Below are 13,004 nucleotides of genomic sequence, written 5' to 3'. Positions count from 1 at the left end.
GGCAGGTGCTTTACTGTCGTCATCATGAGAGAGCGTAAGGAGCCACACTGATGTTTCAACCCGCCGCATTTCGCGAAGACGATCTGGATGCCCAACTGGCGCTGGTGCGCGCCCACCCATTGGGGCTATTGGTCAGCCACGGCGAACAGGGATTGACGGCCGATCCGCTGCCGTTTCTGGCCGATGTCGAACAGGGGAAAATCCGGCTGCGGGCGCACTTGTCGCGCGCCAACGCGCACTGGCGGCGGCTGCAGCATGCGGCGGAATGCCTGGTAATTTTTCAGGGCGTGGAAGGTTATGTGTCGCCCGGCTGGTACCCGAGCAAACGCCAGACCGGCAAGGTGGTGCCGACCTGGAATTACAGCATGGTGCAGCTGTATGGCGTACCGACGGTGATGGACGACCCGGCCTGGCTGCGCCGCCAACTGATCGATCTGACCGCGCAGCAGGAAGGGCGCCGCCCGGCGCCCTGGCGGCTCGATGATGCGCCGGCCAACTACATCGCCGCGCAGCTTAAAGGCATTGTCGGTATCGAGATCGCCGTCACCCGGCGCGAAGGCAAATGGAAGATGAGCCAAAACCGCAGCGCCGACGATGCAGATGGGGTGATCGCCGGGCTGCGCGAGGGCGATGACGCGCAGCGGCGGTTGGCGGCGGAGGTTGAGCGGCGGCGCGGATAGGGTATGCTAACCGAAGAGTGAGCTGAGGGAACCTTCGGATGGATTACACCAAAATTATCAAAGAAATAGGCCGCGGCAAAAATCATGCGCGCGATCTGGATCGGCAGACCGCCTTTGAGCTGTATCAGGCGATGCTGGCTGGAGAGGTCCCCGAGCTGGAGCTGGGCGGCATTCTGATCGCGCTGCGCATCAAGGGCGAAGCCGAAGAGGAGATGCTGGGCTTCTACCAGGCGATGCAACAGCAGGTCTTGCCGCTGCAGGCGCCGCAGGGGCGGCCGCTGCCGGTGGTGTTGCCGAGCTACAACGGCGCGCGCAAGCAGGCCAACCTGACGCCGTTGCTGGCGCTGCTGCTCGCGAAAGTGGGCCTGCCGGTGGTAGTGCACGGTATTCTGGACGACAGCACCCGCGTGACCAGCGCCGAGATTTTCCATGCCCTGGGGCTGCCGTGGTCGGAACAGGCCGCTCATGCCCAGCAGCGCCTCGATAACGGCGAGGCGGTATTCATGCCGATTTCCGCGCTGTCGGCGCCGCTGGCGCGGCAGCTCGGGTTGCGTTGGCGCATGGGGGTGCGCAACAGCGCCCATACGCTGGCCAAGCTGGCGACGCCGTTCGGCGAACAGGATGCGCTGCGCCTCGCCAGCGTCTCTCACCCGGAGTATGTTGGCCGGGTGGCGTCGTTTTTCCGCCAGATCGGCGCCCGCGGGCTGTTGATGCACGGCACCGAAGGCGAAGCCTACGCCAACCCGCTGCGCTGCCCGCAGATTCATTATATTGCCGGCGGCGAACAGCGCGTATTGCTGGAGCGCACCTTGCAGGATGAAACGCCGGCATTGCCGGCGGCGAAAGACGCGGAAACCACCGCACGCTGGACCGAGCGCTGCCTGGCGGGCGAGGTGGCGATCCCGCAGGCCATCCAGCGGCAGGTCGCCTGTTGTCTGGTGGCCGCCGGCGAGAGCGAGACGCTCGAGCAGGGGCTGCAGCGGCTGCGTCAGGCCTAAGCGCGACTATACTGGGATATTTCCTCATCGGCTGAGAAGGACGGTTATGCAACAGGCTCTCGATTACTTCAATCAATTGAACCAGGATTACCTCGACGTTCACCGCGCCAAAGAAGAGCTGTTCTGGCAAAACTACATGGGCACCGGCGGTGAAGACGTGTCGGCGCGCTTTTCCGCCGCGGAAAGCGCCTATAAGCGCTTTATCGCCGAACCGCGCCGGCTGGCCGAGATCCGCAATCTGCTGGCCGGATTGGAAGCGCTGCCGCAGGAGGCGCAGCGCGATGCGCTGATCCACGGCCTGCAAGGTTGGCTGCGTTTCTTCGACTGTAACGCCATTGAAGATCCGCAGGCGCAGGCGTTGTTGGATCAGATCATTCATGCCGAATCCGATCTCTACTCGCGCCGCAAGGGCTATCAGGTCACGCACCTGAACGCCGACGGCCAGCGGGTGGCGGCCTCGCTCGGCGAGCTGCTGACCAACCAGGCGACCAACCCGAATGAAGACTACCGCCGCAGCTCGCAGCAGGCGCTGCGCGACCTGGAGCAATGGCTGCTGCATAACGGCCTGCCGGAGCTGATTGGCCTGCGCAACCGCTTTGCGCGCCAGATGGGTTATCGCAACTATTTCGACTACAAGGTGAACAAAACCGAGCGCATGACGCCGGAGCAGCTGTTCGCCATTCTGGATCGCTTCGAGCGGGAAACCCGCGAGGCCAACGCGCGCAGCCTGCAACAGCTGGCGGCCGACAAGGGCAGCCAGGCGCTGGAGCCGTGGAACGTGCGCTTCGCCAGCGCCGGCGACGTCACCCGTCAACTGGATCCTTACTTCCCGTTTTCTCGTTCGCTGGAACGCTGGGTCGACAGCTTCAAACGCCTGCACATCGGCTTTGGCGGCGCCGAGATGAATCTCGATCTGCTGGTGCGCAAAGGCAAGTATGAGAACGGCTTTATGCACGGCCCGGTGCCGCCGTTTGTGCGCCAGGGGGAATGGGTGCCGGCGCGCATCAACTTCACCAGCCTGGCGCAGCCGGGGCAGGTGGGCAGCGGGGCTTACGGGCTCAACACGCTGTTCCACGAGGGCGGCCATGCGGCGCACTTCGCCAACATTCGCCAGAATGCGCCGTGCTTCTCGCAGGAGTTCCCGCCGACCTCGATGGCCTATGCCGAAACTCAGTCGATGTTCTGCGACAGCCTGCTGGACGATGCCGACTGGTTGAAACGCTATGCGAAAAACGCCGCCGGCGAAGCGGTGCCCGATGCGCTGATCGAAGCCGGCATCGCGGCGCGCCAGCCGATGCGTGCGTTCAACGAACGCCACATCCTGCTGGTGCCGTACTTCGAGTGGGCGCTGTACCAGTGGGATGACGCGCAGCGAACGCCGGAAGCCATCACCGCGCTGGCGCGCGAGGTCGAGCAAAAGATCCTTGGCATCAGCGGCAGCCCGCGCCCGACGCTGGCGATCCCGCACCTGCTGTCGCTGGAGTCAGCCTGTTCCTACCAGGGCTATCTGCTGGCGATGATGGCGGTAGAGCAAACCCGTCACTTCTTCCTGCAGCGCGACGGCTACCTGACGGACAACCCGGCCATCGGCCCGGATCTGGCGCAACACTACTGGTTGCCGGGCAACAGCGTCAGCCATGACGACACGTTGCGTAGCCTGACCGGCGAAGGATTCAATCCGGACTATCTGGCGCAGGCGTGCAACCAGACGGTGGCGCAGGCGTGGCATGAGGCGCAGCAAACGATGGCGGCCGCGGCCAGGCGCCCGCAGCCGCCGGCAGATTTCGATTTGGAGGCGCACATCCGGGTGGTGGATGGCGAGACGGTATTGGCGGACAACGCCGACGGTGATGAACGGATGTGCCACGACTTCGCCGCGGCGATAGAGGCGCGCCAGGTTTAAGGCTGACAATAAAATCCACGCCGCGGCGTGGATTTTATTTAATGGCTAAAACCGGCGCTATTTTATTCGAAATAGACGTCGGGATTATCGGCCAGAGAAATGAAACTCTTGGTGTTTCTATCCAGCGTACGAATCTCCCCGCTTTCGATGTCGTACACCCAGCCGTGCAGGCGCAGCCCACTGTTGCGCAGACCCACCGCCACAGAAGGGTGGGTTTTGATATTATTTAGCTGAGCTATGACGTTCTCTTCAACCATAGCGTTAACTTTGTCTGTTTCGTTATCCCAGGTTTTCTTCTCGACCACCGCTTTGGCCGCATCCGCGTAGTGCAGCCAGTGGGCAACGGCAGGCATGGGGTCGAGGCACTGACAGGACGCGATAGCCTTCATGGCGCCACAGTTCGAGTGGCCACAAATCACGATATCAGTCACGCCCAGCGCCACCACCGCGTACTCGATGGTGGCAGAAACCCCACCCGGCTCCGGGCCAAAGGAAGGGACGATGTTACCGGCGTTGCGGATAACGAACAGTTGCCCAGGCTCTTGCTGCGTCACCAGCTCGGGCACCAGACGACTGTCAGAACAGGAGATAAACAGCGCTTTAGGATTTTGGCTGGAGGCCAGGCTGCGAAAGAGTTCCTTACGCTGCGGGAAAATCTCTTTCTGGAAACTGAGGAAACCTTCAATGATATGTTGCATACAACGCTCTCTGCATCTGTAGTCTGCGTAACATGATAATCATCCTCTCCCGTTAGTCCAGCAATGGGGTGGTAAAAAAATGTGTGCTCATCCCCCTGCAAACCCCATTAAATACGCGGTTTCTACCCGTTTCCGGCTGCATTGTCCGGTTCGTTTACGCGTGGGGTGCTGACGAAGCGGACGGCAATAAACTCGCTGTCGTACCCATTCAGCGCTGACGCACGCGAACATAAAAAAAGCCCGCCGGGATGATATCCGGCGGGCTTTTTGACGTCTGGGGCGGTGATTATTTGTAGATAACCGCGGTCGCGTGCATCAGGTTGTTGCCGCTGGTGGAGGTGATGGTGAAAGCTTTGGCACCCGCCGCATCGGCTTTGGCGGCCAGCTGAGAGGTCAGGCTACTCAGGTCGGTGGCACCGCTGGCGACGATCACGCCGGCTTTTTCGAATTGGGCGGCATCCTGGGCGCTGACGTGTTCAGCGGCGAAAGTAGTGAAAGAAACGGTGGCCAGGGCGATAGCGGCAGCAAAAGTTTTGATGGTTTTCATGTTCGTCATTCCTGTCAAAGTCAATTAGGGAAAAAGGGGTTTGCCTTTCGATGGGAGGATTATTGCGCAGTGACAGGCGGGATGAAATCGGAGAGTGTTGATAGTTTTATTCAATTTTTTTGATTATTAATTCCCCCGTTTATCTTCTGCCTAAACGGGGGAAACGATCAGCGTGTCGGGCGCGTCAGATCGAAACGGTGCTGTTCGGAAATGCCGTAGTAGGCGGTCGGGCCGCCGGCGCGCAGGATAGGCTCGGCGACGGCGGTCTGGTAGACGCCGTGTTCGTCCAGCAGCGCCGGATCGAGGTGCACCGCCACCACCTCGCCCAAGACCAGCCAGGTCTCCACCTGCTCCCCGGCGGCGGTTTGCAGTTGGATGCATTGGGTCAACCGGCATTCGAAGTTCACCGGGCTTTCGGCCACGCGCTCGGCTTTGACCCGGCGCCCGGGCAACGGCGTAACGCCGGCGAAGGCGAATTCGTCCTCACCGCGCGGCAGGGTGATGGAACTGTTGTTCATCGCTTCCGCCAGCGGGCGCGTCGCCAGGTTCCAAACGAACTCACCGGTTTCCACGATATTCGCCACGCTGTCTTTCCAGCCGGTGCTGGCGAAACCGATGATCGGCGGGCGATAGTTGAAGCAGTTGAAAAAGCTGTAGGGGGCGAGATTACGCAAGCCGGCGGCGCTGCGGGAAGAGATCCAGCCGATGGGGCGCGGGCCGACGATGGCGTTCAGCGGATCGTGCGGCAGGCCGTGGCCGGCGGCGGGTTCATAATAATAGCGAGATTCACGGCTCATGGGGGACCCTGTGGCAATCGATGAAGCTTTCATTGTGCCGGGTTTCCCGCCGCTGCGCCATTCCGGGCCGGATGTGTTATCTTACGCGCCGGAAATACCTTCAAGAGAGCCCGTCACGGTGGAAAAAAAGAAAACCTTCCCGCAGCAGAAAAGCGGCCTGCATCCGCGCAACCGTCATCGTTCGCGCTACGACTTCCCGGCGCTGATCGCCAGCTGCCCGGCGCTGGCACCGTTCGTAAAACCGAACGCCTGGGGCGATGTTTCGGTGGACTTCGCCGATCCGGCGGCGGTGAAAATGCTCAACCGTGCGTTGCTGCAACACTTTTACGGCATCGAGCACTGGGATATTCCGGCGGACTACCTGTGCCCGCCGATCCCCGGCCGCGCCGACTATCTGCACCACCTGGCGGATCTGCTGGCGACCAGCAACGGCGGCGAGATCCCGCGCGGCAAGGGCGTGGCGATCCTCGACGTCGGCGTCGGCGCCAACTGCATCTACCCGATCGTCGGCCTGCGCGAATACGGCTGGCGTTTCACCGGGTCTGAAATCGATCCGGTGTCGCTCAACGCGGCCAAGATGATCGTTGAGATGAACCCGACGCTGCGCAATAGCGTGCGTCTGCGGCTGCAAAAACAGCCTGAGCTGATTTTTAGCGGCATCATCGGCGCGGCCGAGAAATTCGACGCCACCCTGTGCAACCCGCCGTTCCACGCGTCCGAGCAGGAAGCGCGCGCGAGCACCCGCCGCAAGCTGCATAAATTGGGCAAAGGGGAAGTGGCCGACAAGCCGGTGCAAAACTTCGGCGGCAAGAACAACGAGCTATGGTGCGAAGGCGGTGAAGAAGCCTTTGTGCGCAAGATGGTGGAAGAGAGCGTCGGCAAGGCCAACAACTGCCTGTGGTTCACTTCGCTCATCTCGAAAAACACTACGCTGCCGGCCATTTATCATGCGCTGAAGGTGGCGGGCGCGGCCGAGGTGCGTACCATCGAGATGGCGCAAGGGCAGAAGATCAGCCGCTTCGTCGCCTGGACCTTCCACGACGCCGAGCAACAGGCCGCCTGGGCAGCCGAACGCTGGTGTTAATCCTTCCGGCGCCGGTTATCCTGCCGGCGCCGACAAAAAACCGCATTTTACCTTTCAATTTTCATCACTTACGTTATTCTCAATACAGTTTTGATAATAAAAATCTTAGGTTGTTGGTTTATTTAAATTCGAATAATTACTTTACTGAATAAATAAATTTAATCCGGTTAAGAGCAATAACCAGAAGGATCGGCGCTGCCCGTTCCTTCCGCGATGGCACGTCTGCGTGTGGGCGCGGCATGTGGCCAGAAAAAATAAGAAAAGCGCCATCATCTGCCACAAGGACTACACCTTATGCTGTTACGATTCAGTCAGTTAACTACCCACAAAGGCGCCGAACTGAGCGCGATAGAACACGCCGTTCCGATGATCGTATTCTCGCCAGACGGCACGGTCTTGCGCGCCAACGATCTCTTCCTCAGCACGCTGGGATTTCAACGCGATGACGTGATAGGTCAGCATCACCGTATTTTCTGCGATCCGAACTATGTCGCCAGCCCGTTATATCGTAAGCATTGGGAGACGCTGAATAAGGGGCAGCCCATCACTGACACCATAAAGCGCATCGCGAAAAACGGCGAGGCGGTGTGGCTGCAGGGCACCTATGCGCCGGTGCTGAATAAACAGGGTAAGGTAGTGGAAATCGTCAAGATCGCCAGCGAAGTGACCGAGCGAGTGACCCAGGCGCAGGAGCACCGCAGCCTGCTGGCGGCGCTGAATCGATCGATGGCGATGATCGCTTTCACGCCGCAGGGCACCATTGTCAGCGCCAACGACAATATGTTGGCGCTGATGGGCTATCGGCTTGAAGAGGCGTGTGGGCAGTCGCATGCGGTGCTGTGCCCGCCGGAGTTCGCCGCTTCCGACGATTATCGGCGGCATTGGCAGCGCCTGGCGCGCGGCAAGTTCATCACCGGGCGTTTTGAGCGCGTCAACCGGCGCGGCGAACGGGTATGGCTGGAGGCCAGTTACAACCCGATCCTCGACAACGACGGTCAGGTGGTGAAAGTGGTGAAAATTGCCCAGGACATCACCCGGCTGATGCAACAGCAGCAGCACGAAGAAGAGATGGTGCGCAACGCGCATCATCTGTCGCTCGACACCGATCGGCAGGCGGCGCAGGGTGCGGTCATCGTACAGCAGGCGGTGAAGGGCATGCAGCAGGTCGAAGCGGCGGCGCGCGAAACCTCAGACGTGGTCACCGAGCTGGGCAAGTGTTCTCAGCAGATCGGCACCATCGTCGAAGCCATTCGTAAAATCGCCTCCCAAACCAACCTGCTGGCGATTAACGCCTCCATCGAAGCCGCCCACGCCGGTGAGCACGGGCGCGGTTTTGCGGTGGTCGCCAACGAAGTGCGCACGCTGGCGGAACAGTCACGCAAGGCGGCGACCGAGATTGAACGCATGACCAAGTCTATCCAGCAAGGCGTGGCGGCGGCGATCGCCGGCATGGCGACCTGTGTGGAACAGGCCGGCGGCGGTGTGGCATTGACCCATGACGCCGGGGAAGTGATTAACCAGGTCAACATCGGCATGCATGACGTCGTGAAACTGATGCAGGCGTTTACGTCGGTGAAGCAGGGCGACGCGCTGCACTGAGTGTTCATCACGCCGCCCGCCGAAAACAGGGGCGGCGTTTTTATCTTCCCGCCGATTCGCACGCCGTTGAGCCGCGGTTCAATTTTGCCGGTCTATGCTATCTTTAAATATGAACGAACGTTCGTTCATATATTTATGTTGATTCGATGGCGCCAGGCGCCCCTTCACCCTTTCAGGAGTTGCCGATGGGAAACCGAGAAAGGATCGTCGAGGCCGCGCTGCACAGCTTTACCCATAAGGGATTTCATCAGACCAGCATGCGGGATATCGCGCAGGCGGCGGGCGTCAGCGTCGGCAATCTCTATAACCACTTTACCGGCAAGGAGGCGCTAATCGGCGAAATTGCGCTGCTGGAAAACGGCGTATTCGTCGAGCTCGTCGCCGGATTGCGGGCCGACAGAACGCGGCCGAAGCAGGCGCTGTCGGCCTTTTTCACCGCCTATCACGCCTTTGTTGCTGAACCGGCCAATGTACAACTGTCGGCGGAGATCGTGGCGGAGGTCGCGCGCAACCCGGCGTTGGCCGAGCCGTTCAGCGCCAACCAGCGGCAGTTGATTGAGGCGCTGGCGACGACGATCGCCGAGGCTCAGCAAACCGGTGAGATCGCGGCGGCGATAGCGCCGTTACCGCTGGCGCAGCTGGTGCTGGACGTGATCGAAAGTCAGGCCTGGCGGCAGGCGATATTTGCGTCGCCTGCGCCGGAGGAGACCGCGTCGGTGCGGCTGCTGGAACAGCTGCTCTACCGGCATGCCTAGTTGAGGTGGATATGCTGCACATTGAGCCGTACTGCAATGCTGACCGCCTGCAAACGGCGGCGCTGATCTACGCCGCGTTCTGCGACAAGTTCCAGCGCACGCGCCGTCTGAGCCCTCGCCTTCAGTGGCGTCTGTTCTATCGGCTGTGGAGTTGGCAGCAAAGCGGCAGCCGGGAGCGCAGCTTCGTGGTGAAGCAGGATGAACAGGTGGTGGCGGCCTTTGCCCTCCATGCGGCCGCCGGTGAGAACAACGCCGGGCGGCGTCCGCGCACCTTGCCGATTTGGCGGCTGTGCCGCCGCTATGGTTGGCTGAACGTGTGGCGCATGTATCTGCAAATAGCGGTGTTGCAGCACACCCCGGCGGCCGATGAGCTGTATCTTTCCTACCTGGCGGTGGCCGAGAGTCAGCGCGGCAAAGGGGTGGGCAGGCGACTGCTGCAGTGGATGAATGACTACGCCGCCGGACAAGGCGCGGGCCGGCGCCTGAGCCTGCACGTCAGCCGGCGCAACGTGGATGCGCAGCGCCTGTATCGGCGCTGCGGTTTTCAGGTGCGGAGAGAAGAACATTACGCGTCGTTGGGGCTGCTCTTCGGCCAGGCCGACTGGGTATTGATGGAGAAACGCGGCGGGGAGGCGACGTGCGCAAAATAGGGCTGTGCAGCGTGGCGCTGCTTCTGTTGGCGCTCGGCTGGGTCATTTTCGTCAACGACTTTCGCTTCGTCACCGAACCGGTCACGGTGACCGCCGGCGGCAACCGGCTGACCGGCACGCTGGTGTTGCCGCAGCATGCGCCGGTCAAGCCCGGCGTCGTGGTGTTCGTGCACGGCGATGGGCCGGCTAACGCCAGCCGCGACGAAGGCTATTACGGCATTTGGGAGGCGATGGCGCAGCAGGGCTACGCGGTTTTATCCTTCGACAAGCCGGGCGTTGGCGGCTCCGGCGGCAACTGGCTGCATCAGACCATGGCGGATCGCGCCCGGGAAACCGCCGATATCATCGACTGGGCCCGGCGGGACGGGCGCTTCGATGCACGCTGCGTGGGGCTGTGGGGCACCAGCCAGGCGGGGTGGGTGATGCCGGAGGTGGCGCGTTTGCGCCCCGACATCGCCTTCACGCTGGCGCTGGCGCCGGCGATCAACTGGCTGCGACAGGGGCGCTATAACACCCGGGCGGCGATGGCGGCGGCGGGGGATGATGAAACGCAGATCCAGGCGCGCGAGGCGTATTGGCGCCATATCCAAACGCTGCTCGAACAACCGGACGGCTATGCGCAGTACCGCCGCGAGTCTGGCGCCGCCGCCGCATTGAGCGCCGACCGCTGGCGCTTTATTCGCGTCAACATGGCCAGCGACGCGACGGCGGGATTGCGAAATTTCACCACGCCGGTGCACCTGATCCTGGGGGGGCGCGACGTCAACGTGGACGTGGACGAAACCGAACGTGTGTATCGGCAAACGATCCCGGCCTCGCTGTTGACCGTGACGCGTATCGACGAAGCCGACCACGTGATGATTAAACCGCTGTTCGCCCGCCATCCGTGGCTGATCAACGTGGTGGGGCTGTTTGCCCCGCGCTCGGTGCAATACGATACCTACCGGCAGGACGTGGCGGGCTTCCTGGCCGCCCAGCCCTGCGGCAGGGGGCGCTAACCGCCGGGAGCCGCGGGCGGTGCCTGTTCTTCGTGCGGCTGCGGCGCGCGGGAGATTTGCATCGCCTGCTGCGGCATGCCGATGCCGGCCCGATCGAAATGGATTTTCACCAGCCGATCGAGGGCGTATTGCACCACCCACTGTTTCAGCGCCAGCGTGCGCACCGTCACGCGGGTGGTGAACGAGCGGTCACCCAGCGCCACCACGCCATTGAAGACCGGCTCGCCAATCAGGAAATGTTTCACCTGTTCATCCTGCTTCAACGCCGCGATGGCCTGATGCAGCACCTCATTGACCCGATCGATGTCCTCGTCGCGGCTGACGGTATAATTGGCGCGATACACCCCGAACTCACGCGCATAGTTGGCCAGCGTAGTGATCGAAGAGTACGGCACGATGTGATAGACGCCGTAGTCGTCGCGCAGGCCGATCGAGCGGATGGTCATGCGCTCCACGGTGCCGGTGATGCCGCTGACGGTGACGTATTCGCCGGTGTTCATGCCGTTTTCGAACTGGATGAACACGCCGGTGATCACGTCTTTCACCAGCGTCTGGGCGCCGAAGCTGATGGCCAGCCCCAGCGCCCCGGCGCCCGCCAGCAGCGGCGCAATGTTTAGCCCCACCTGCGACAGTACGATCATCACGGTAATGGTGCTGATAACGATAGCCAACACGTTGCGAAACAGCGTCAGCAGCGTGCGTTCGCGCGCGCTCGGCCGCACGCCGTTGCTGAGTTCCAGCGCCAGGCGGTGCTCGATGATGCTGGCCATCAGCGTCCAGCTGAACACGGCGATCAGCAGGATCAGCAGGATATGCACCAGCCCGCCGAGGGTGCGCTGGCCATTTTCGCTGCTCGCCCACTGGTACAGGTTGATCAGGTGCCAGGCATCGAGCAGGAACAGCGTCACCGCCAGCACCACCATCACCCGCAGTATCTTCAACCCGTTGGGGATGTAAGAGTTGATGCGCCGCTCGAGCATCGGATAGCGCAGATTGACGTCGGTCGGCAGCGAAATGCGGCGGAAAATCCAGCGGGTCAGCATGCCGGACAGCAGGGCGCCGACGCCGACCACCAGCAGGCTTTTCACCGTGGCGCTCATCATAAAGCGCAGGCTGTTGCCGATGTCGAACTGAGACAGCACGAACAACACCAGAAAATAGGCGATCGCCAGCAGGTGCCAGATATGCCCCAGGCCGCGCAGGATCACGCTGAAAAACGCCATCGACCGTTCGGCCAGCAGGTTGATCTGTCGCTGTATCGGCTTGCGGTTGTGCAGGATCAGCCAAATGGCGTACAGCGTCAGCGCCAGCATCACCACCAGGTTGACGGCGGCGGCGGCCGGGTAGCTTATTTGTACCGCCACCACCGGCACCACCACCATCAGACCGTAGCCGATCAGCCCGCTGAGCCAGGCGAGACGCGTGTTCCAGTAACGCGCGCTCGGGTCGCTGAAGGGGAAGGGGCGCAGATAGTCGAAGTTAGGGGCGAAAATCAGCCGCAGCACCGCCTTGAAGAATTCAATCACCGCAAAGGCGCTGAGAAACAGGGTTTGCAGTCGCAGAATGGTGGCGCTGTCGGCGTGGACGTGGCGGGCGAACAGGTTGCCCGCCGCCAGCGCCAGCAGCAGTACCAGCAGATCGACGGCGAATGCGCCGAGAATGGCGGCGGGGCGCTTATACCACGGGCCGCGCTGCAGCCTGGCGTTGTGCCCCCAACTGCCCATGCGCTTGTACAGCGGTGCGATCAGCCGCCGGATCAGGTGGAACAGCGCAAAGGTGACCGCCACCGTCAGCAGAAAATAGCCCAGCGCGCGGAAAAAGCCGGCGGGATTGAAAACGCGCTTCGGGCCGGAATCGATCAGCTTTTGCAGCGCGCCGAGCTTTTGGTTAAAGGTGCCGATGCCTTCCTGCGCCAGCGAGTTCAGGCTGTCGCTCAGCGTGGCCGGCGTTGACTCCTCCGGCGTTGCCGGGGCGGCGGCGTGGGCATTGTCGGCGGCCTGTTTCAGGTGGTTGATGAGTTCCGCGCGCGCTTTGTCGTCCTGCAGCAGATCGGCCAGCGCGGCGTAGGCGGCCTTTTGCTGCTCGCTCTTGTCGGCGGGCGCGGGCGGCGCGTTTTGCGCCAGCGCTGGTAGTGCGAAGATGCTCAGGGTCAGCAACAGCAGCAGGAAAAGCAGGTGTTCTCGCAGATGAGAACCTCGTCGGGAGTCTGCGTTTGGCGGCATTGTTCCTCTCTTTGGCGTTCTGTGATCGGCGGATGTAAAAGCAATACGATGAAAACAATGAATATAGTAGGAA

Annotated in this window: 12 protein-coding genes; 8 read left to right on the top strand and 4 right to left on the bottom strand. The window is 61.8% G+C overall.

All coding sequences use genetic code 11. From position 1 onward, the window contains the following. Positions 1–50 precede the first annotated feature (50 nt). Genes FHU12_RS14165 through FHU12_RS14155 form a run of 3 tightly spaced genes read left to right on the top strand, consistent with a single transcriptional unit; the run spans position 51 to position 3,581 of the window. Positions 51–680 carry an FMN-binding negative transcriptional regulator gene (locus FHU12_RS14165; protein WP_141970058.1) on the top strand — a complete coding sequence of 210 codons (630 nt, stop codon included), beginning with the start codon at positions 51–53 and terminating at the stop codon, positions 678–680. Between the two features lie 38 nt (positions 681–718). Continuing rightward, positions 719–1,678, top strand: coding sequence for a DNA-binding protein YbiB (ybiB, locus tag FHU12_RS14160; protein ID WP_141970056.1), 960 nt, complete (start codon positions 719–721; stop codon positions 1,676–1,678). Positions 1,679–1,724: 46 nt separating this feature from the next. Then, positions 1,725–3,581 carry a M3 family metallopeptidase gene (locus tag FHU12_RS14155; protein ID WP_141970054.1) on the top strand — a complete coding sequence of 619 codons (1,857 nt, stop codon included), beginning with the start codon at positions 1,725–1,727 and terminating at the stop codon, positions 3,579–3,581. Positions 3,582–3,643: 62 nt separating this feature from the next. Here the strand turns inward: FHU12_RS14155 and FHU12_RS14150 are convergent, their stop codons facing one another. From FHU12_RS14150 to FHU12_RS14140, 3 genes are all read right to left on the bottom strand, one after another. Continuing rightward, positions 3,644–4,279: a carbonic anhydrase gene (locus FHU12_RS14150; protein ID WP_101453365.1), complete on the bottom strand. Its 636-nt coding sequence runs from the start codon at positions 4,277–4,279 to the stop codon at positions 3,644–3,646. Positions 4,280–4,565: 286 nt separating this feature from the next. Next, complete coding sequence (bhsA, locus tag FHU12_RS14145; RefSeq protein ID WP_060432705.1) at positions 4,566–4,826, bottom strand: multiple stress resistance protein BhsA; 261 nt, start codon at positions 4,824–4,826, stop codon at positions 4,566–4,568. Between the two features lie 167 nt (positions 4,827–4,993). Then, the gene (locus FHU12_RS14140; protein WP_141970052.1) at positions 4,994–5,623 is read right to left on the bottom strand and encodes a flavin reductase family protein; all 630 of its coding nucleotides are present in this window, start codon (positions 5,621–5,623) and stop codon (positions 4,994–4,996) included. Positions 5,624–5,741: 118 nt separating this feature from the next. Here FHU12_RS14140 and rlmF point away from each other — a divergent pair, with 118 nt between their 5' ends. From rlmF to FHU12_RS14115, 5 genes are all read left to right on the top strand, one after another. Then, positions 5,742–6,707 (top strand): 23S rRNA (adenine(1618)-N(6))-methyltransferase RlmF, encoded by a 966-nt coding sequence (rlmF, locus tag FHU12_RS14135; RefSeq protein WP_185742311.1) that lies wholly within the window; start codon positions 5,742–5,744, stop codon positions 6,705–6,707. A 294-nt stretch (positions 6,708–7,001) separates the two neighbouring features. Further along, complete coding sequence (locus FHU12_RS14130; protein WP_141970050.1) at positions 7,002–8,306, top strand: methyl-accepting chemotaxis protein; 1,305 nt, start codon at positions 7,002–7,004, stop codon at positions 8,304–8,306. 185 nt (positions 8,307–8,491) lie between these two features. Further along, positions 8,492–9,061 carry a TetR/AcrR family transcriptional regulator gene (locus FHU12_RS14125; protein WP_141970048.1) on the top strand — a complete coding sequence of 190 codons (570 nt, stop codon included), beginning with the start codon at positions 8,492–8,494 and terminating at the stop codon, positions 9,059–9,061. A gap of 11 nt (positions 9,062–9,072) precedes the next feature. Next, complete coding sequence (locus FHU12_RS14120; RefSeq protein ID WP_141970046.1) at positions 9,073–9,711, top strand: GNAT family N-acetyltransferase; 639 nt, start codon at positions 9,073–9,075, stop codon at positions 9,709–9,711. After that, positions 9,699–10,709: an alpha/beta hydrolase family protein gene (locus FHU12_RS14115; RefSeq protein ID WP_141970044.1), complete on the top strand. Its 1,011-nt coding sequence runs from the start codon at positions 9,699–9,701 to the stop codon at positions 10,707–10,709. Before FHU12_RS14120 ends, FHU12_RS14115 begins: the two co-directional genes overlap by 13 nt. Here the strand turns inward: FHU12_RS14115 and ybiO are convergent. Next, positions 10,706–12,931 carry a mechanosensitive channel protein gene (ybiO, locus tag FHU12_RS14110; protein ID WP_141970042.1) on the bottom strand — a complete coding sequence of 742 codons (2,226 nt, stop codon included), beginning with the start codon at positions 12,929–12,931 and terminating at the stop codon, positions 10,706–10,708. The two genes, FHU12_RS14115 and ybiO, sit on opposite strands and share 4 nt — an antisense overlap. Positions 12,932–13,004 lie beyond the last annotated feature (73 nt).

Origin of the sequence: Serratia marcescens (assembly GCF_006715005.1) — a bacterium.
In the GTDB taxonomy this organism is placed as follows: Bacteria; Pseudomonadota; Gammaproteobacteria; order Enterobacterales; family Enterobacteriaceae; genus Serratia; species Serratia montpellierensis.
The sequence above is the reverse complement of the archived record's forward strand: the minus strand, read 5'-3'. Positions and strand labels throughout refer to the sequence as shown.

Bases quoted from the DNA above. Each gene is read 5' to 3' on its own strand.
- ybiO (WP_141970042.1), bottom strand. From the start codon at position 12,931: ATGCCGCCAAACGCAGACTCCCGACGAGGTTCTCATCTGCGAGAACAC.
- FHU12_RS14130 (WP_141970050.1), top strand. From the start codon at position 7,002: ATGCTGTTACGATTCAGTCAGTTAACTACCCACAAAGGCGCCGAACTG.
- ybiB (WP_141970056.1), top strand. From the start codon at position 719: ATGGATTACACCAAAATTATCAAAGAAATAGGCCGCGGCAAAAATCAT.
- FHU12_RS14150 (WP_101453365.1), bottom strand. From the start codon at position 4,279: ATGCAACATATCATTGAAGGTTTCCTCAGTTTCCAGAAAGAGATTTTC.
- FHU12_RS14120 (WP_141970046.1), top strand. From the start codon at position 9,073: ATGCTGCACATTGAGCCGTACTGCAATGCTGACCGCCTGCAAACGGCG.
- FHU12_RS14165 (WP_141970058.1), top strand. From the start codon at position 51: ATGTTTCAACCCGCCGCATTTCGCGAAGACGATCTGGATGCCCAACTG.
- FHU12_RS14140 (WP_141970052.1), bottom strand. From the start codon at position 5,623: ATGAGCCGTGAATCTCGCTATTATTATGAACCCGCCGCCGGCCACGGC.
- FHU12_RS14125 (WP_141970048.1), top strand. From the start codon at position 8,492: ATGGGAAACCGAGAAAGGATCGTCGAGGCCGCGCTGCACAGCTTTACC.
- FHU12_RS14155 (WP_141970054.1), top strand. From the start codon at position 1,725: ATGCAACAGGCTCTCGATTACTTCAATCAATTGAACCAGGATTACCTC.
- bhsA (WP_060432705.1), bottom strand. From the start codon at position 4,826: ATGAAAACCATCAAAACTTTTGCTGCCGCTATCGCCCTGGCCACCGTT.